This window comes from Pseudarthrobacter defluvii (genome assembly GCF_030816725.1).
GTDB lineage: Bacteria > Actinomycetota > Actinomycetes > Actinomycetales > Micrococcaceae > Arthrobacter > Arthrobacter defluvii_A.
In genome coordinates this window covers 12943-32239 of sequence record NZ_JAUSYG010000001.1, presented here as the reverse complement: position 1 = coordinate 32239, position 19297 = coordinate 12943, and the positions used below count along the sequence as shown (strand labels likewise).

Genomic DNA, 19297 nt, shown 5'->3' with positions numbered 1-19297 from the left:
ACAAACACTGGACTTCTATCTGGGGACCCAACCACTCCAACTAGCCCCGTGAGGCCAAGAAGTTGTATCAGCGAAACGCGGGCGTCGTTTATTGTTTTTGAACGTTCGGCTGTCTCCCCGCCGACCAACAGCAAGGCAGCGATCTGTATTACAGCGGCGAGCCCGAAGAAGGCCAAAGCTACAGCAGGCAGAACGACAATAGCCTTGTGCCTTTGGATAACATGGACCCAGTTTCTTTCTCGTTTAGCCACTGACATTAAGCCGCCGCCCAATGAACCTCCTGAGAAGCGAGAAGGCTGGGAGCCCAGCGGATGGGATGCTTCAAGAAATTCCAAAGTCCTGTCGCGCCCGCAGCAGTAGCTCGAACAAGGTCATCGAGTGCATGCCACTCGTATCTAGGAGGGGCAGCCACGGAAAGTCGGCTGGAAGAGGCCTCGGAGAGCGCTGACTGCACGCCGTCTTGAAAGGCGCGGGCGCAGGCATACTCCCGGCTGGCCAGATAGGGGTGAATGTATGTCACTGCTCGTTCCGGATCAAATAGTAGGACGGTTGTTGCCAGGAACCTCCCGTATGCTTTTCCAGCATTATGGAGAGCTGTCTGCGAACGCTCGTCTCCATTAGAGATTCGCTCGTTGGCAATAATCAGGCCGGCTGTCCGTTGTTCCGAGGTTCCCGCGGGTATTCCCAAGCGGCCTAGAATTCCCTCGATGCTAGCCATTGTCTCCAGGCAGCCTCGATGTTCATGTCCTGCTCGACAAGGCAGCCCCTCGTGGTCGACAAGAGTATGTCCGGATTCTCCGGCTGCCGAATGAGCTCCGTGAAACAGCTTTCCTTCCATAACAAAGCCCGCACCGATACCGGTACCGCTAAGGAGGGCGACCGCGACGGAGTCGTCACCTCGTCGAAGGTATTCCCAAGCGGCCAATGCATTGGCGTCGTTCTCCACGGCCACTTTCAGTGGCTCAGGCAGCCGCCTGCTGATCTCCTCCTCCAGATCATTCCCGAGTTCAATACCAGACCAAGGATCCAACTCAGACTGGAGTTCCGGAGCGTAGTCAACCCGCCCAACCTTCGGGTCGACTACGCCAGCCACACTGACCCCTACACCAAGTATTCGCCTGTCACTCGCATGACATAGCTGCTCTACGACGTCTGCAGCAGCAGAAATAGTGGCCTGAGAGGTTTTGCCCTCTGGATATGACGAGGTCACTTGGCGCATTGCTTGACCGTCTAGGTTCATCAGGACACCAACTATTTGGTCACGCTCTAGAGATATCCCTATTACATATGCGATTTCATCAACCAGTGAATAGACACGCTCCGGCCCCTCACCAACACCCCGAGCCCAGCCTTCTGCCTGAAGGATTGAAAGCAGGGGCCTGATCACTGGCTCGGGCAACAGCATGGCTTCCGCGAGGGACTTAAGGGTTCTTGCTTGCTCGTCTGATTGCCTTACCAGAGTCGTCAGCAGAGGAGTCAATGCCGTCTCTTGAGCGAAACGAGCATTGGTCGAAGCCTCAGCAGGGAGCGGCGAATCAGGGTTGACCAGCTTGAAGTCAAATCGGGCATCAAGCGCTCTGGCGTACCGTTGTAGTGTGCTCAGCTGAGGATCTACACGACCGGACTCAAAGTCAGAAACAGCAGATTGCGTGGTACCCAACAAGGAAGCTAGGGCCTTCTGACTCAGGTGCTTCTCTCGACGCCATTGCTGCACTCCCGACAGGAATTCCAACCTTTGCATCGTCTCCTGAGCTAAGCGCGCTGCATTCGGGTCAGCCTCCGCCTGTGCCAGCAGTTCTTCGAACTCTTCATCCGTTTCCGCGTAGTTGACCGTCTGCGGTTCGTGTGACTCAGTGGCCATGAGAAGCCTTCCAGGATTATCGGGGCAGGATGCCGTATCGGTAACTACAGATATCTTACAGCCGACTTCGATCGGTTACAACCGATGACTCAAGTTTAAGCAGACAGGCACAACCCACAACGGCGTCTTCCTACGCCTAAAGCCCAAGCGTTGAGCCAGCACTAAGCAATCCAGCCACCTCCCGCGGCACCGTCTCTACTAAAAGGCGGGGGAGCCCGCGGTGGAGCTGCTTGGTCCGCCAATCCGGGCGGCGGCTACTGCAACCCGCTGGAGGCGAGCTCCCACACCGGTAGAACAGGCGGCGGCTGCACCTAGCACAGCGGCTGCACTTGCCGAGTGCCGCTTTGAGGTATTTGTTGCCAGGCAGGATGTGCGCGGATTTGACCCGGCCAGCTGATTCGTTGGACCCGGGACAGACACCGGTCCAACCTAGACCACACCCTTTGCAACTCTCCAGACCGGCCATTACAAGACTCCAGCAACGCCCATCGTCTGGGTGGGGAGAAATCCTGCTTCTTCCGGCGCCTTGCATGACGGGTCCGACCACGATTGAAGGCCCCTGAGGCGGAACAATACAGGGCGAACTCGGCAGCTTAAGGCACACCCCAACCTGACGTCAGGCTTGGGATCAGTTAGGCGTCAGAATAGGGCCCCTAGGGGACTTATTAGACAGGTTCTACGAATAGTCTGAGAACCAAATCTGACAGTTCCATCCTGATGGACTCATGGCATCGAGGCGCCTGCGGTATTGGAGTCCCTTTGCTAGAGCTTTTGCTGTGCCACTTTTCCGACGCCCCACCCCAAAACCGGCCCCAGCTTGCCTGCGATGTCCGTCAGGATCTGCACGTAGTCCTCGTGCTCAAAACTGAAAGGCAGTGCGAACGCCACCTCGTCCACTTCTTGGAAGCCGGCGTGCGCGTACAGCTGCTCGGCGATCGACTCGCTGGTGCCAATGAGATCAGCCGCGAACATCATGCCCCGCGGCCCCTGCGGCGCCGCAGTGCGCGGAGTGCGTTCATCCACATACCGCTGGTACTTCTCCCGCTGGGCCAGGGTCGCGGAGTCAGTAGGGATCACCACCAGGCCCTGTGAGACCCGCGCCCCAGCATGCCCCGCGGCAGCAGCAGCTTCCCGGAACGCCCGGATTTGCGACTGCTGGACCAGTGCGAAGTCCGGTTCCTGGTCTTTGTCCGGGAAGATCACGCTGCTGGACAGCAGGTTAAAGCCGTTGGCGCCAGCCCACACGGCCGACTTCGTGCTGCCCGCCCCGTACCAAAGCCGGTCCCGCAGCCCCGGCGAATGCGGCTCCACCCGGTTGGAGAACTCCTCCACCACGCCCTGCTTGCCCGAAAAATCCCGCACCGGCTCCCCCGCCAACAGCCGCGCAAACCTCTCCACCCGGGCATAGCTGAAGTCCTCCACGTCCGCAGTATCCGGGTACAGCTCATGCTTCACGGTGTCGTACTGCATCGGCTCCCCCACACTCACTCCGGGATTGATGCGCCCGCCGGCCAACAGGTCCACGGTGGCCAGGTCCTCGGCCAGGCGTAGCGGGTTCTCCCAGCCCAGCGGCGTCACGGCAGTACCCAGCTCAATCCGCGAGGTCCGTTGGCTCGCGGCAGCCATCACCGCCACAGGCGATGAGATGCCGAACTGCAGGTGCCGATGGCGCAGCCAGGCGCTGTCGAACCCCAGCCGCTCACCCAGCTCGATGATCTGCAACGTCGACTCATGCCCGGCGGCTGGATCAAGAGGATCGAACAGCCCAATGGTGAGGAAGCCAAGCTTGCGCAAAGGACGGTCGGGCTGCGGCATGGCTTCCTCCAGGATCCAGGGACGTGGCTGGTGTTCAGACTAGGCGCTCAGACGGAGCATGAACCAACATGTCCCACGGCCCGGTGCCGCATGCAAAGACAACCTTGACGGCGCCGTCCACCAAGACGTTAGGCTCGCCACAAGCCAGCGACGGCGCAGGCACGGGAGGAACACATGTCACTGCAGGAAATCGAGTTCACGTCCGCCAACGGCCGCGACACCATCCAGGCCTGGGTCTACGAACCCATCGGGCAGCCCAAGGCCATCGTGCAGCTGATCCACGGGCTCGGCGAGCACTCCCGCCGCTACCTCCACCTCATTTCCACCCTGGTGGACGCGGGCTTCATCGTGGTGGCGGGCGACCACTCCGGGCACGGGCGCACGGCGATGCAGCAGGGCACCTGGGGCGACGCCGGCGAGGACGCCGCCAGCGTGGTGGTCGCGGACGAGGTGACCCTCCAGGCCAAGGCCAAAGAGGCGCTCCCCCAGCTTCCCTACGTGGTGTTCGGCCACAGCTGGGGATCCATGATCGCGCGCGGCATGGCAGTGGACCCGCGGACGCAGCTGTCCGGCTTGGTCCTCTGCGGCATCGCCGCCCAGATGCGCGGCATCGAGAAAATGATCGACCGGCCCGAACTGGCGCGGCTTGCCTCCGGCGAGCGCGGTGCAGAGCCCGCACCGCAGGAACTGGTGGCCCAGCTGTTCGACGGCTTCCTGGGCCGCTTCGGCGAAGGCACCGGCCCCACCGCCTGGGTCGCGTTGGACGCGGACGTGGTTACCGACCACGGCCGTGACCCCTTCAATAACTTCGGCGCACCCCTGAGCGCCCGCTTCCTGCAGGGCTTCGTGGACCTCTACGACCAGGTCACCTCCGACGACTGGTACAAACAGCTCCCCGCGGAACTCCCCGTCCTGATCCTCGCCGGCGACCAGGACCCGGTGACCAACTACGGCGAAGGCGCCTACCATGTGGCCAACCGCCTGGCTGATTCGGGCCACACGGACGTTCGCACCCGCGTCTTCCCCGGCGTCCGGCACGAGGTGCACAACGAACCCACCACCCGCGCCGAGACGGAGCGCGAGACGGTCGAGTTCATCCAGCGGGTGGCAGGCACCTGACGGCCCCTCAAGCACCTCCCCGGAGGGTACGACGGCGGCACTCACGTCGCCGCCGTCGTCGTGCCTTCCAGCAGGGCGAGCTATCCGGCGGGATCTTCCGCGATGTCCTCGGCGCACAGTTCCGGGTTGTCCTCCTGGAACGTCCGCGTCATGTCCACGCACCGAGGATCGTCCAGGACCACCACCTCAACGCCGCGTGAACGCAAAAGGTCGAACTCGCCGTCGAACGTACGCCTCACCCACCACCACCCAGGGGATCTTGAACTGGGTGATGGTCCCCGTGCACATGGCACACGGGGCCAGGGTGGTGTAAAGCGTGGTGTCCCGGTAGCTCTTCTGCGGTCCAGCGGCACGGAGTGCGGACATTTTCCCCGTGCGCGATTGGGTCGCCGTTCTGGACCCGTTCGTTGTGGCCGCTGGCGATGACCACACCGTCACAGGCAAGGGGCCGCCCCGATGGGAATGCCGCCCTCGTTGAGGCTCTTTTGCACGGCCTGGTAAGCGGCCTCGAAGGCTGGACCATGGGGGGCGTGCCCCGTTGCTGCGGCGGTAGAAAGCGTCGGCTCGTCCGTCACGCGGTCATTCTCGCATGGAGGCGTGGCCCGGGAGATGGAACGGCTCGTCTCCGGCTCCTTACCGGTACGCGACCTCGACAGATCTGGAAACCAACTCACCGGGTGCTGCATTGGGCCTGTCAGTCTTGAGCAGCCAGCGACCCTCACTGTCAGTTCCTTCACCGAAAGGGTTGGAGTCATCGGACGGCGGACGCGCTGTGTCGAAGCGGCTGTAGTAGAAAGTGCCGTCGGTGCAGAAGCCCTGGAATCCATAATCACCCACGTGTTCCATACCGGACTTTTGAACCGGTTGGCAGACTGTACCGTCGTTCAGCTGCAGGTAGACGTAGTTCGCCTCTTGAGCTCCTGGGTGTTCCGGTGGCTCGCCGCCCATTGAACGGCAGCCCCCGGACAATCAACCAGTGCAGGCCTTTTTCGAGACATGCATACTCGTCCTTGGCGGAGGGGTTGCGGATGCACAGCGTGTCAGGGGCCCGCCCCATGTTGTTATCGAACAGGCACATGTACGCGTCGGGCCGTACGGTGACGCGTGAAGCGGCGCACCAGCTGTTTTCGGATGGCGCCGCAGATATGGTGGGCGCCGGGGTTTGCCGGAGATCCTGCTTCCACGGGTCAACTCTGATGACCTTCGTGCCTTGCAAGGCAGAGGTGGGGGGAGGAACCTCCATCCTTGCGTTGGTGGAGGATTGCTGGTTGTTTGCGGCATTGTTGTCCGTGGCGCTGCAGGCCGCGAGCGTCGCCGCGGCGGCTAGGAGGACGACAATTAGCGCTCGTTGCATAGGTAGGCCTCCCCAATAGTGCGGAATCCGCCCATTGTGGCCCTTGTCTTTACTGCTTTCCTAGAGGATTCGCTCCCCTATTAGGCGGCATGCGTTCCGCTACCAATTTGGGGTGTTTTCGCTCCCTCTGTAGATGCAACCCATCAAACAAATGGAAAAAGGGTAGGCCACTTCGTTGACATCACCTTTATTACGGCGACATGCTCAGACTCTGAATCATGTTTAGTCCTGCCTGGCCTCCAAAGGACGCGAGCCTCCTACGCCGATTGAAGTGGCGTGACCCTATCTCCGTAACCACATATCCATCGCTCAGGTGGTGCACATGCTCGGACACAGAAAGCCATCTTTACTCCTATTCCTGACAGCCGCGGCCGTCTGCGCAGGTGGGTGCAGCCCGCCGTCCGTGCGCGGTGGGGAAGTAACGTCCACTCCGGTCGTTACTTCCACCCCGGAAATGGTACCTAGCATCTCGGAGCCCACAGCCCCGGCTCAAGCCCCGAGCACTGTGGCCACAGAGGCGTTTCCCACTTTTGAGCAGACTGAGCCGGGCAGTACCAGGAGCTCGCGGGCAAGCGCGGAAGGGAAACCCATCAAGGCAACTGTCCAGGCAACACCGACAGCTGAGGCCTTTTCAGACAACGATGGACCCGGTGAGGGGGTGCCCGAATTCTCCTCCGATTCCTGCCTGCAGTCAGAAGCCCGAGGCTGTCTGGAGACAGTGGATAAGGCTCCACTGGGGGCCGCACCGCCACAAAGCGAAGTAACCGAAACGGCCTACCCCTATACCGTGACGAGTTACGTGGAGTGGATTATCACTAAGCTGCATACGATGTGGACCGGATGGTTTGTCCAAAATGACTTCGAACCACCACAGGTCTACTACAAAATCATCCAGCAGGACGAAGCGCCGTATGTCTCGAACTGCAAAGGGGATCCGGCCTCAGTACCGCATGACTATCCAAACGCCTTCTACTGCCCGTCCGATCCGTACGTCGATCTAAGGGGCACTTCAGAGGACGGATTGATCATTCTCCCGGTAAAAACCCTTCAGCGGATGTGGTCCGGTGAGGTGTTGGGCCGGAAGAGCAAGCAAGCCGGTGATTTTGCCGCCGCCATCACTGTCGCCCATGAATACGGGCACAGCGTGCAGGATGAGTTGGCCATTCAGTGGGAAAAATACTATCCGGGGGAAGTGCAGAATTTCACGGGATCCAACACAGAAGCGATCGCCGACTGCTTCGCAGGGGTCTGGATGAACACCGCCTACTATGACGGAACCCTTGAACCAGGAGATTTCGAGGAGGGTGTAGCGGCTCTCAACGCTATCGGGGCAACTCAGCCAGGATCATCACATCCCACGTCACCACAGCGGGAAGCCGCCCTGAAGCTGGGCTACAACACCGGAGATCCAATGCAGTGCGTCGACGCTTACTGGAAGTAGCCGCACCGCGACGGTTCACAGGAGCTGCAGCAGACGTTTAACTGACATCTGGGGTGAGCCTGTACCTCCCGGTTGGGCCTGGAAACCTATACCCCGCTGCTCCCGACTTCAAAAAGGAACCCCCGATGGAAGGATCGATGACGGCACTCGCTTCGTCGCCGCCATCGACCCTTTCCGCGACGCTGCAGAGCCCTGGTGACAAAACAGACCGCTGCTGATCGCTGCAACAGTCTCCGGATGCGCAAAAAAATGAACGGACTTGCCTGCAATTAGACGCCCATCACCACGGTGACCTAGGGCATTACAGGGCGCCCTGATGTGCGGTGCCGGCGGGGATGGGGGTCAGGCGGGTGACCTCGACGGGTTCCGCCAGGAGTCCTTCGAGTGAGACGTTCAGCCGCTTCACGGCGTCCCCGACGCCGTGTGCGTCGAGCAACTCCGTGCTCTCCCATTTCTCGATCATCACAATCTGGCCGTTCGGCGCGTCGTGGATGGCATACAGAAGGCACCCGGGTTCTTCGTGGACCTCGGCGATTGCAGGCTCAAGGGCGGCGACAACCTGGTCGCGGACGCCGTCCTTGGGTGTGAATACTGCTGTGACGATGATGGTCATGATAGTTCCTTTACTCTCGGGGGGTTCCCGTATCTAGTGAGGCAGCCTACAGTTGGCTGTGCGCGGCCACGGCAGGATCCGAACCGGCACGGGCGCCTGACTCCAAGGCTGTTATGTCCGCCATCTCGGCCGGGGTGAGTGTAAGACGCACGGCTTCCAGGTTTTCCCGCATGCGTGTGGAATCCGCTGACTTCGGGATGACGGTTGTGCCCTTCGCAAGGTGCCATGCCAGCAGTATCTGGGCCGGGCTTGCCCCGTACCTGCCCGCAAGTGACTTCACTGTATCTGCCGCTAGGTCCGCGCCCTGGCCCAGGGGGCTGTACGCTTCCACTGCGATGCCCAGGGAGCGGCTTTTCGCTGACAGTTCCTGCTGCTGGAATGTGGGGTGAATTTCGATCTGGTTCACGGCCGGAACAACGTCCGACGCTGCCAGGAGCGTGTCCAGGTGTTCGGAGAGGAAGTTGGAGACGCCAATGGCGCGGACCTGGCCGTCAGCGTAGAGCTTTTCCAATTGTTTCCATGCCTCAACAAACAGTCCCTGGGACGGTACCGGCCAGTGGATGAGGTAGAGGTCCACGTAATCGACGCCGAGAGCCCGGGCACTGTTGTGGAACGCTTCTTTTGCCTTGCCCTGTTCGCCGTTGCGCAGCTTGGTGGTTATGAAAATCTCCTCGCGAGGGATCCCCGACGCAGGCAATGGCTGCCCCGACGCCGGCCTCGTTTCGATAGGCGGCAGCTGTGTCTATGTGGCGGTAACCAGCTTCCAAGGCATCCTCCACGATGCGCTGGGTCTCTTCCGGCGGGACCTGGAACACGCCGAACCCAAGTTGCGGGATCCGGACGCCGTTGTTGAGGGTTACGGCGGGAACGTTCATTTCTTGTGCTTGGGACGTCATCGATTTCTTCCGTCGGCTGGTTTGGCTTCGTTCAAATAGAACTGCACGTCTGTGGATACTCCCGATCCCACGCCGAGAAGATTAGCGGTTGATCATGTGTCCTTCGGCGTCCAGGTAGTCGCGCCAGGACCGCTTCGGGGGCCCAACCGAGCATTCGTTGGGCTTTCGCACTGGAGATGCCTGAAGCATCGGCACGGTCAAGGCTGCGTAATTCGATGCTGTCACCGTAGTACTTGGTCAGGACCTCGGCGAAGTCGTGGCCGCCCACGTTGTCAGGGGAAGCGATATAGAAGACTTCGTGTCCGGGGAGGTCTGACTCAGTGGCCAGCACGATGGCGTCGGCGAGGTCGTAGACGTCGACGTAGCTCCAGAGATTGGGGCTGAGGACCGACGCGTCCCGGACCTGCGGTCCGAGGTTCGTCTCGTAGTTGCCCTCGAACTGGACCCAGCTGGGCCGAATGGAGATGCACTGGATGTCGGAGCGGGCGATTGCGGCGTCCATGAGCTGCTCGCCGAAGTGCTTGGAGAGGGCGTAGGGGTCCTCCGGGTGGATCGGGTGCTCCTCGTCCACCGGTGCATAGTCAGGGAGGAAATCGCGCTCGGGAAAGAAAAACCCGGGGACAGTCTCACTGGAGATGTAAACGAAGCGCTTTACGCCAAACCGAATGGCGGCCTCAAGAACGTTGAAGGTCGACATGAGGTTGGTTTGGAATACGACGTGCGGCGGATGAGCAGTGGGTTCCGGGATAGCAGCAATATGTACGACGGCCTCCACGCCGCGGACGACGGCGTACGCTTCCCCTGCGTCCGTGAGGTCGGCCATCATGTACTTCGGGGTGCCTTCAGGTTTGCGCTCGAAGCCGGGACGAGTGAGGTCAGTGGTGAGCACTTCGTGCCCGGCGTCGATCATTGCCTGGGTAGCGGCCCGTCCGACCTTTCCATGGGCACCAGTGATAAGGACCTTCATGATGTCTCCTAGGTGGTACTGCTGTGCTGGTACAGGGTGGGTAGGTACCGGGCAGCTTCAGGTGGCGGCGCCGCAGCTTCACTGCTCAGTCCCCACGGCCCCTTGTTAGTTTATTGCCTGAACTATATGCAGGGAATGAGGCCCGGTCAACGTCATGGGCACCCCCAATATGCTTAACGACCGGGGACTCCGCAATTGGATGCGGGACGGCTTCGGGGGTTACGGGCTACCCGCAGTAGGCGGTGTCCTGGGAAATGTTCGGGTACCCGGACTTCATGCTGCAGGACGCGGACCAGCTCATCGAGGGGCAATACGGCGCCCACCCGCATTTGCGTCGGGTTGCCGAGGCCATCCTCGGCTGGGCACGTCCACCCCTGGTGTTCATATCCAGTTGCGGAAAGGCTTCGTTTCCCTGCGGCTCGACGCCCCAGCCACGGGCCGGATCGAAATGATCAAGACCAGGCCGGACGACCTTTCAGGCTGCATGTGCGGGTAACGGCCCCGGACCAGGTGGACGACGAAGCCGTCCTGGCAGCAGCCCTGGAACAAAACAGCTGACGAACCGGCAGCTGGTACAGACCTTCAGGCACCACCAACTGGTAAGTTCGGGCCCATGGAAGGCGCATGGAATGCGTCCTGCTCCCACCCTCTCAGACGCGGGCGGGGCTCTTTGTGCGGTTCCGGTCCAGGATCAACGCGAGGGCGATTCCGAACATCCAGACGTCCTTTGCCACCACGGTGCCTTGCTGGCTGGGCCGGATCCCGTCCTCCAGCGTCATTTCCGGGATTCTCCGGTACATAGTCAGAAGGGATCCGGAGAAGAGGCCAAGCCCCAGCCCCGCCAGCCGGCTGGGCACGAACGGCGCCAGGAGTGCTGCCCCCAAGGTCATCTCGGCGTAGCTGAGCAGCTTTCCAAACGTTTCCGGCTCCACCCGGGCCACCTGCGGGTACACCTTGGCACCCATGCCTTGCATATGTGCGGCGCTGTCCTTGTCCAGCTTCCGCTTGCTGTAGCCGGCGTTCAATATGAAGGCTCCGGTGGCCAGGCGGAGGGGAATGTGGCTCAGTTTCATCATTGTTTCCCTTCACAGTGCGCGGGGGTGATGCGTGAGAGCATAGTTCGCCCCGCTTTGCACCGCCAGAGCCTTTATCCCGGCGCTTCCTCCCTGCGGAAGCACCCGGCACCACTTGACCGTGACTGCACCTCACACGAGTTAGCTAAGCTGGTCCGAAAGGCAAGGGGATGAGCATGGCCAAACGTAAGGCGACAGCACTGGATGTGGCAAAGCGCGCGGGAGTGTCCCGCAGTGCTGTATCGCTGGTGCTTAATGGCAGGGCGCACGGCAACGTCACGGCCGAACGACAGGAGCGCGTGCTCCGTGCTGCGGCGGAACTCGATTACACGCCCAACTCTGTTGCCCTGAGCCTGCGCAACCAACAGACGTCCACCATCGGGGTCATCACGGATGACATCGTCACCAGTCCCTTCGCCGGCCGGCTGATCAGCGGCGCCTCACGCGCGGCCCTTGCCCGCGGCTACATGGTCCTTGTTGTGGACACGGAGCATGACGTGTCCCGCGAAAGCACTGCGGCACAGCAACTCGTGCACCGGCAGGTGGACGGCATCATGTACGCCACCGGCAGCCTGCGCGACGTTACCACCCCGCTAACGATGCGCACCTTGCCGGCGATACTTGCCAATTGCACTGATGCCGCCTCCCCGCTCCGCTCCGTCATACCCGCAGAGGTCGACGGCGGGCGCGCCGCCGCACAGCTGTTGCTGGACCTGGGCCACCGCCGCATCACGTTGTTGACCGGGACCCTCAGCTCCCCTGCCGCTCCCCAGCGCGAACAGGGTTACCGCGAAGCGATGGAAGCAGCGGGAATAGGCCGGGACCAACAGCGCGTCCATCCGACCGGCTGGGACATCGACGAGGGCTACCGGGCCGCTTCCGTCGTACTGGGCGATGAAGACCGGCCAACGGCGATCGTATGCGCCAACGACAGGGTGGCCACTGGCGTCTTGTTGTACGCCGCGGCCGCAGGACTGCGCGTGCCCCAGGATCTGTCCGTTGTTGGCTACGACGATCAGCAGCATGTGGCCGGCAACCTTGTTCCGGCCCTCACTACCGTGGCACTTCCGCACGCCGAAATCGGCGCAATGGCCATGTCCATGCTCCTGGATGAGGTTGAAGGTAAAGCGCCGGCGGAAGAGACGCCCGAGGGCGAAACGATCCTGGTTCCTTGCCGGATCATCGAGCGGGCATCTACAGGCGCTCCCCCTGCTTCCTGAGCTGACGGCACGATCCTGGCTCCCCTTTTTCTAGGCGTTCTTCTCGCCGTGTAGCCGGGTAAAAGTAATGCTTGACACGTGTTAGGTCCAGCTCCTAATCTACTTAACACGTGTTAGGAGGAGCCGACAATGACGTCTGAAAAGACACCGGGGCAACAAGCCCCCTCGCATCCGCTGCAGTCCAGCAAGCTTTCACAACTCACCCGCCGGTCCATGCTGGGCCTGGGCGGACTCGCTCTTGCCGGAGCCACCGTGGGGGCCTGGCCCCGACTGACCGGCGCCGACATCCCGGGCCGCGGCAGCAAGGCCTTGAACATCGCCATCCTGGGGACGGCAGCCGACGCCGCGGGCCGCCAAGGCCTGATCCAGGCCTTCACCGCCGCCCACCCCGACATCCCGGTGCAGCTGCAGGCCATCCAAGGCGCGGACTGGAAGGACTTCTTTTCCAAGATCCTGACCATGGTGGCTGCGGGGACGCCCCCGGATGTCGTCTACGTCGCCACCGAGGGCGCCCAACTGTTCGCCGACAAGCTCGCCGAGCCTCTGGACAGTTACGTCCGCCGGGACGCTGCCCAGATGAGCGATTACTTTGACGACGTTCATCCCAGCCTGCTGGAAGCCTTCATGTACCAGGGAAGCCTGTACCAGCTTCCACTGGACTGGAACGCGGCGAACATGTACCTGAATACCACTACCTTCGCCCAGGCCGGGCTTGACCGGCCAAAGGACGACTGGACGAAGGATGACTTCACCGCCACCTTGAGGGCCCTCCGCAAGGCCCGCCCGGCGGACTTCACCCCCTACTACTGGACCAACCGGCTGTTTGGCGGAGTTGTGCCGTGGCTCTACGCCAATGACACCAGCTTCCTGTCCGAAACGAAGGCTCCCGGAGGGGACTGGCTTTGGGACAGCTTCTACCCCAACGACCCTGCCCGGGCCACGCGCGGCGGCGGATATCAGTGGCTGGGTCCCAACGCCGAGGATGGCCGCGTGATCGAGACCTTCGACTATCTGCGCGAACTGGTAGCCGAAGGACTGGGCGTGCGTCCCGAATCCGGCGGCGGAAACGCCCTGGTGGGCCTGTTCGGCAACAACCGCATCGGCACCACGCCGGCAGGCGGCTACTGGGCCCAGGGCCTGCATGAAGCCGGGATGACCGCCGACCAGTTCGACGTACAGTTCTTCCCGCGCTGGCGGACCCAGCGGCATCAGTTCGGCGCTGCCGGCTACGCGATCATGCGCACGGCGAAAGACAAGGACGCAGCGTGGGAATGGGTTAAGTTCTGCTCCAGCCGCGAAGCGATGCAGTTGGCCATTCCCAAACCGAACACCACACCCACCCGCCGTTCGATGGTGAACGAGTCCTTTTACTCCGCCACCGGACCACGGCACTGGAAAGTCTTTTACGACACCTTGGACAAGTTTCCCACCTCCGGCCCGATCCCCGCCCCGCCGCAGCAGGCCGCCGTCGAAACTGCCCTGATGAAAAACGTCTCCACCGCTGTCAGCGGCAGCTCCGCCGATGTACGGACCGCGATGGGCGCCCTGCAGCGCGACCTCGAACTGGCTCTGAGGAGGAAATCATGACCACCACTTCCACCGTTCCACGCCAGACGGTGAAACCACCTGCCGTGCACCGCTCCTTCGTGGAGCGTTGGCTGGCGAGGATCTTCCTTGCTCCCACCGTGCTGGGGATGGCCCTTTTCACCTTCCTGCCGATCATCGCCTCGCTGGTCCTGGCCTTTTTCCGCTGGGACATCATCTCAGCACCGCAGTTCGTCGGTTTGGACAACTTCGCCGTCCTGGCACAGGACCCCACCGTCCGCGTGTCCTTCCTGAACACCATCGTGTTCGTCGTTGTCGCGGTAATCCTTCAGCTGGGGATCGCCCTTGGGCTGGCTTCCATGCTGCAGGCCAGGATGCCGTCCTGGCTGAGGGTGTTCCTCCGCTCCACGTTCTTCTTTCCCTTGGTCCTGTCCGCCGCCTCGGTGTCCATTTTCATGCGGTACATGTTCAACGAACAGTTCGGCGTGGTGAACTGGCTCCTGTCGCTCGTGGGGATTCCTGCCGTGCCCTGGCTGACAAGCCCCACGGCGTCCGCCGCCGTCGTTGTCCTGGTCTATGTCTGGCAGAACTTCGGGTTCTCTTTCCTGCTCTTCCTCGGCGCCCTCACCAACATCCCGAAAGAACTCCACGAAGCAGCGAACCTGGATGGCGCCACAGGCTGGAAACAGTTCAGCAACGTGACTCTTCCGCTGATCAGCCCCACGGTGCTCGTCGCCTCTGTCATGGCCATCATTAGCGCCCTGCAGGTCTTCGACCAGCCCTACGTCCTGACCAACGGCGGTCCCGGCGACTCCACCCGGACAGCCGTCATGGTGATCTTCGAATCCGCCTTCCAGCAGCTGGAGTTCGGCAAGGCCTCCGCCATAGGCCTGGTACTCACCGTACTGATCCTTGCCGTCACCGCCCTGCAATTCCGTCTTAGCCGCCGCTTCGTCTTCTACCAGTGAGGCCCCCCATGTCCAGCCAGACTTTGCAGACCGGGACCGGCAAGCATTCCGGTTCCACCACCGACACGCCGGCCACCCCGAAGCCCCGGCGCGTCCGCCGCCTGCCCGCAGCCGGCACCGTCGGCAGGTACGCAGCGTTGGCCGTGGCCGCCGCGCTGACCCTCGGCCCCGTCCTGTGGACCCTGTCCACCTCGCTGCGGACGCCGTCGGAATCCTTCAACCTGCCGCCGTCCTTCCTGCCCATCAACCCGGACTTCACCGCCTATCAGGAGGTGTTCAAGCAGATCAACGTCGGCCTCCTGGTGCTGAACAGCGCCCTGGTGACTGGGCTGATCGCTTTCGGTCAGATGGCTTCGGCCACGCTGGCCGGCTACGCCTTCGCCCGCTTGGACTTCCGCGGCAAGAACGCCATCTTCTCGCTGGTGCTGGCCACCATGATGGTCCCGGTGCAGGTCACCATTGTCCCGGTGTTCATGCTGATCCGCGGGATGGGACTGTCGGACACCCTGCTGGCCCTGATCCTGCCGGCCATTCCGACAGCCTTCGGAACCTTCCTGATGCGCCAGTACTTCCTCGGCCTGCCAAACGACTTCGCGGAAGCGGCCGCCCTGGACGGCGCCGGACCGTGGCGGATCTTCCGGTCGGTCTACGTCCCGCTGGCGGTTCCAGGGATGGCCATCGTGGGGATCCTTGCCTTCAACTTCCACTGGAACGAGTTTTTCCGGCCACTGATCCTAACCATCAGCGAACAGAACTTCACCCTTCCCCTCGGCCTGGTCACGCTCCAGGGCAACCTCGGCACCGGCAGCATCTCGGTGGTCCTCGCCGGCGTGATCCTGTCCATGCTGCCGGCACTGGTCGTCTTCATCTTCGGTCAACGCACCCTGCGGGAAGGCCTCACGGCCGGCGCCAGCAAATAACGCAAACTTCAAAAGGAACCAGATGGAAACACTCACTGCAAATGCAGCAGCCACCGCCGACATTTACAGACCCGCCCTTCACTACGCAGCCCGGAACACTTGGCTCAACGACCCCAACGGGCTGATCTTCCATGAAGGCGTCTACCACCTCTACTACCAGAACAACCCGCTGGGCAACGTCTGGGGAAACATGTCCTGGGGACATGCCACATCAACAGACCTGCTGACCTGGACCGAGCACCCCGTCGCCATTCACTGCGACGAGAACGAAGACATCTTCTCCGGCAGCATTGTGCATGACCGGGACAACACCAGCGGCTTCGGCACCGGTTCCGCTGGCCCCCTTGTGGCCATTTACACCAGTGCCTTCAAACCGGGATCACGGCACGAGGGGATCCAGGCCCAGTCCCTGGCCTACAGCCTGGACGGCGGCTACACGTGGACAAAGCACGCCAACAACCCCGTACTCACCCGGGGATCCGCCAACTTCCGCGACCCCAAGGTCATTAAGTACGACGGCGGTGCGGGCAGCTACTGGGTGATGGTCGCCGTCGAAGCCAGGGACTTCAAGGTGGTGCTGTACAAGTCCGACGACCTGAAGAACTGGGAACCCCTCAGTGACTTCGGCCCCGCGAACGCCACCGGCGGCATTTGGGAATGCCCCGACCTTTTCCCGCTGCCGGTGGACGGCGACCCGGACAACGTCAAGTGGGTCCTGACCGTCAACCTCAACCCGGGCGGGCCCAACCGCGGCTCAGCCGGGCAATACTTCGTTGGCGACTTCGACGGAACCTCCTTCATCTCCACGAGTACCGTGACCACAGGCCTCAACAACCCTGACCTGAGCAGGGAGTACCAGTGGCTGGACTGGGGCCGGGACTATTACGCGGCCGTCTCCTTCAGCGACGCGCCGGACAACCGCCGCCTCATGATTGGGTGGATGAACAACTGGGAGTACGCCAACCACATCCCCACCACACCTTGGCGCAGCCCCATGAGCCTCGCCCGCGAAATGTCTCTCCAAACCATCGAGGGCAGCCTGTCCCTGGTCCAGCGCCCCGCAGGCTACTGGACCGCATTGGCCGGCCAGGAGCCCTTTTCCCTTGCTGATACCACTATTAACGACGGCGAACAGGTGCTGGCGGGTGCGGCCGGTACGGTGCAGCGCATCGACGTCACGCTCACTTCGGGAACTGCCGAGGAATTCGGGCTTATCCTGCGGGGAGACGGCGCCAACGGTACCCGCGTTGGCATCCGCCCGGACGAAGGCAAACTGTTCGTTGACCGGCGGGAGTCCGGCCAGACCGGTTTCCATAAAGCCTTCCCCTCCCTCGACACAGCCCCCATCCGCGCAACATCCGGTTCCTACAGCCTCACCATCTTCGTTGACCGCTGCTCCGTTGAAGTCTTCGCCCAAGGCGGCCAGGTCACCATGACCGAACTGATCTTCCCGGCCGAGAACAGCACGGACCTCTCCGTCTTCGCCGTCGGCGGTACAGCAACGGTCACCAGCCTTCAGGTCACGCAGCTGGCGTAGGGCCACCGTTCCCGGATCATGGTGACCTACCCCCGCCACAAGACCTATCAAAAGCAGATCTGGAAAATACCGGGCCGCTGGCTTTCACCAAAGACCTGCCGAAGAATTGATGGTCCTGTCTCCCGGCAGAAGGGGCGGCCGCCGCTAAGCTAACGCCATGGCCACCAAAACCACAGCAGAGAAGCTTGCCACCATCCAGAAGGGCTACACGCTGGAAGGTGCCACCATCGAGTTGGGTGCCGCCATCATCGACGGCGAGCTCCACAAGGACGCCCCGGTCAGGCTGCCGCTGGCCATGATGAACCGGCACGGGTTGGTGGCCGGCGCCACCGGTACCGGCAAGACCGTCACGCTGCATATGATGGCGGAGCAGCTGTCCACCGCCGGCGTCCCCGTCTTCCTGGCCGACATCAAAGGCGACCTGTCCGGCCTGGCGACGGCCGCCGCCGGCAGCGACAAGCTCAGGGCCCGCACGGACAGCATTGGCCAGGCATGGGCGGGAAAGACGTTCCCCGTGGAATTCCTGGCGCTCGGCGGCGACGGCAACGGCGTCCCGGTCCGCGCCACGGTGACCTCGTTCGGGCCCATCCTGCTCTCGCGGATCATGGAGCTGAATGACACGCAGGAGTCCAGCCTGCAGCTGGTGTTCTACTTTGCGGACAAGAACGGCCTGGAGCTGATCGACCTCAAGGACCTGCGGGCGGTCATCCAGTTCCTCACCTCGGACGAGGGCAAGGACAAGCTCGAGGAACTCGGTGGACTGTCCAAGGCCACCGCCGGCGTGATCCTGCGGGAGATCGTGAACCTGGAGGCGCAGGGCCTGGAGAAGTTCTTCGGTGAGCCGGAGTTCGATACCGCAGAGCTGCTGCGCACTGCCCCGGACGGCCGCGGCGTGGTCACCTGCCTGGAGCTGCCCACCCTGCAGACCAAGCCCATGCTGTTCTCCACCTTCCTGATGTGGCTGCTGGCAGACCTGTTCGAGGACCTCCCCGAGGCCGGCGACCTGGACAAGCCTAAGCTGGTGTTCTTCCTCGACGAAGCCCACCTGCTGTTCAACGGCGCCAGCAAAGCCTTCCTGGACGCCATCACCACCACGGTCCGGCTGATCCGGTCCAAGGGCGTGGGCATCTTCTTCGTCACCCAGACACCCAAGGATGTCCCCGCCGATGTCCTGGGCCAGCTGGCCAACCGGGTGCAGCACGCCCTCCGCGCGTTCACCCCCGAGGACGCCAAGGCACTCAAGGCCACGGTGTCCACCTTCCCCCTCAGCGACTATGACCTCGAGGAGACCCTGACCTCCGCGGGGATTGGCGAGGCCGTTATTACCGTCATGAACGAGAAGGGTGCACCCACCCCGGTGGCGCTCACCCGGCTACGGGCCCCGGAATCCGTCATGGGTCCCAGCGAGGAGGCACTGGTCCGCAGCACGGTGGCGGGTTCTGCACTGCTGGGGAAATACGGGACGGCGGTGGACAACCCGTCCGCGTTTGAGAAGCTCACCGGCAAGGCTGCCGCGCCCACGGGCCCGGCGGTGCCTGAGCCTGCTGCCGGTGGTCCGGCCGCCGGCGGTCCCGCTTCTGCAGGGAACTACGACGTGGACGCTGAGGCGCGGCGGATCGAGGAGGAGATCCTGGGCCGGCCCAGCAGCAGGCCCGCGCAGGCCCCTGAACCCCAATACAGTGAGCCGCAATTCGACGAAGCACAGTACAGCGAACCGCGGGAGTCTGAACCACGTGCGTCCAGGACCCGTGCCAAGGCGCCCCGTACCCGGCAGGCGCAGCCCCGCCAGCCGGAGCCGCAAACGGGCGGCATGATGGGCGACCTCGGCGGGGTTCTTGGTGGTGCCCTGGGCGGCGGACTGAAGAGCATGGCGCGGTCCATGGGCACGCAGCTGGGACGCGAACTGCTCCGCGGAGTGTTCGGCACGTCGTCCCGGCGCCGTCGCCGCTGAGCCCGGTGCTTTACCCA

Annotated in this window: 13 protein-coding genes and 3 pseudogenes; 8 read left to right on the top strand and 8 right to left on the bottom strand. The window is 62.6% G+C overall.

Going from position 1 to position 19297, the window contains the following annotated elements:
• Positions 1-256: 256 nt before the first annotated feature.
• The 3 genes and pseudogenes from QF031_RS00120 to QF031_RS00110 form a co-directional block, all read right to left on the bottom strand.
• Positions 257-1861, bottom strand: coding sequence for an ROK family protein (locus QF031_RS00120; protein ID WP_307422436.1), 1605 nt, complete (start codon positions 1859-1861; stop codon positions 257-259).
• 258 nt (positions 1862-2119) lie between these two features.
• Positions 2120-2288, bottom strand: a pseudogene (locus tag QF031_RS00115) (transposase); the annotation flags it as partial.
• Positions 2289-2623: 335 nt separating this feature from the next.
• Entirely contained in the window at positions 2624-3676 is a 1053-nt protein-coding gene (locus tag QF031_RS00110; RefSeq protein ID WP_307422434.1) for an LLM class flavin-dependent oxidoreductase, read from the bottom strand.
• Between the two features lie 174 nt (positions 3677-3850).
• Here QF031_RS00110 and QF031_RS00105 point away from each other — a divergent pair, with 174 nt between their 5' ends.
• Complete coding sequence (locus tag QF031_RS00105) at positions 3851-4795, top strand: alpha/beta fold hydrolase (RefSeq protein ID WP_307422433.1); 945 nt, start codon at positions 3851-3853, stop codon at positions 4793-4795.
• 80 nt (positions 4796-4875) lie between these two features.
• Here the strand turns inward: QF031_RS00105 and QF031_RS00100 are convergent.
• A pseudogene (locus QF031_RS00100) lies at positions 4876-5370 on the bottom strand (nucleoside deaminase).
• A 1437-nt stretch (positions 5371-6807) separates the two neighbouring features.
• Between QF031_RS00100 and QF031_RS00095 the strand changes: the two are divergent.
• Complete coding sequence (locus QF031_RS00095; protein WP_307422430.1) at positions 6808-7590, top strand: neutral zinc metallopeptidase; 783 nt, start codon at positions 6808-6810, stop codon at positions 7588-7590.
• 301 nt (positions 7591-7891) lie between these two features.
• Here the strand turns inward: QF031_RS00095 and QF031_RS00090 are convergent, their stop codons facing one another.
• The 4 genes and pseudogenes from QF031_RS00090 to QF031_RS00075 all read right to left on the bottom strand — a co-directional run bounded on the left by QF031_RS00090 (position 7892) and on the right by QF031_RS00075 (position 11139).
• Entirely contained in the window at positions 7892-8203 is a 312-nt protein-coding gene (locus QF031_RS00090) for a putative quinol monooxygenase (protein ID WP_307422427.1), read from the bottom strand.
• Between the two features lie 46 nt (positions 8204-8249).
• Positions 8250-9078, bottom strand: a pseudogene (locus QF031_RS00085) (aldo/keto reductase).
• A gap of 52 nt (positions 9079-9130) precedes the next feature.
• Complete coding sequence (locus QF031_RS00080) at positions 9131-10066, bottom strand: NAD-dependent epimerase/dehydratase family protein (protein WP_307422424.1); 936 nt, start codon at positions 10064-10066, stop codon at positions 9131-9133.
• 650 nt (positions 10067-10716) lie between these two features.
• Positions 10717-11139: a hypothetical protein gene (locus tag QF031_RS00075; protein ID WP_307422422.1), complete on the bottom strand. Its 423-nt coding sequence runs from the start codon at positions 11137-11139 to the stop codon at positions 10717-10719.
• A 176-nt stretch (positions 11140-11315) separates the two neighbouring features.
• Here QF031_RS00075 and QF031_RS00070 point away from each other — a divergent pair, with 176 nt between their 5' ends.
• The 6 genes from QF031_RS00070 to QF031_RS00045 all read left to right on the top strand — a co-directional run bounded on the left by QF031_RS00070 (position 11316) and on the right by QF031_RS00045 (position 19280).
• On the top strand, positions 11316-12359 hold the full coding sequence (locus QF031_RS00070) for a LacI family DNA-binding transcriptional regulator (RefSeq protein WP_307422420.1): 1044 nt from the start codon (positions 11316-11318) through the stop codon (positions 12357-12359).
• A 129-nt stretch (positions 12360-12488) separates the two neighbouring features.
• A complete protein-coding gene (locus QF031_RS00065; RefSeq protein ID WP_307422418.1) occupies positions 12489-13946 on the top strand; it encodes an extracellular solute-binding protein in 1458 nt (485 codons plus the stop codon).
• Positions 13943-14872 carry a carbohydrate ABC transporter permease gene (locus QF031_RS00060; protein WP_307422416.1) on the top strand — a complete coding sequence of 310 codons (930 nt, stop codon included), beginning with the start codon at positions 13943-13945 and terminating at the stop codon, positions 14870-14872. The genes QF031_RS00065 and QF031_RS00060 overlap by 4 nt, the downstream gene beginning before the upstream one ends.
• Positions 14873-14880: 8 nt before the next feature.
• Positions 14881-15792, top strand: a complete 912-nt coding sequence (locus tag QF031_RS00055) for a carbohydrate ABC transporter permease (RefSeq protein WP_307422415.1) — start codon at positions 14881-14883, stop codon at positions 15790-15792.
• A 22-nt stretch (positions 15793-15814) separates the two neighbouring features.
• The gene (locus QF031_RS00050) at positions 15815-17329 is read left to right on the top strand and encodes a glycoside hydrolase family 32 protein (protein ID WP_307422412.1); all 1515 of its coding nucleotides are present in this window, start codon (positions 15815-15817) and stop codon (positions 17327-17329) included.
• Positions 17330-17486: 157 nt separating this feature from the next.
• Positions 17487-19280 (top strand): helicase HerA-like domain-containing protein, encoded by a 1794-nt coding sequence (locus QF031_RS00045; RefSeq protein ID WP_307422410.1) that lies wholly within the window; start codon positions 17487-17489, stop codon positions 19278-19280.
• Positions 19281-19297: the final 17 nt, after the last annotated feature.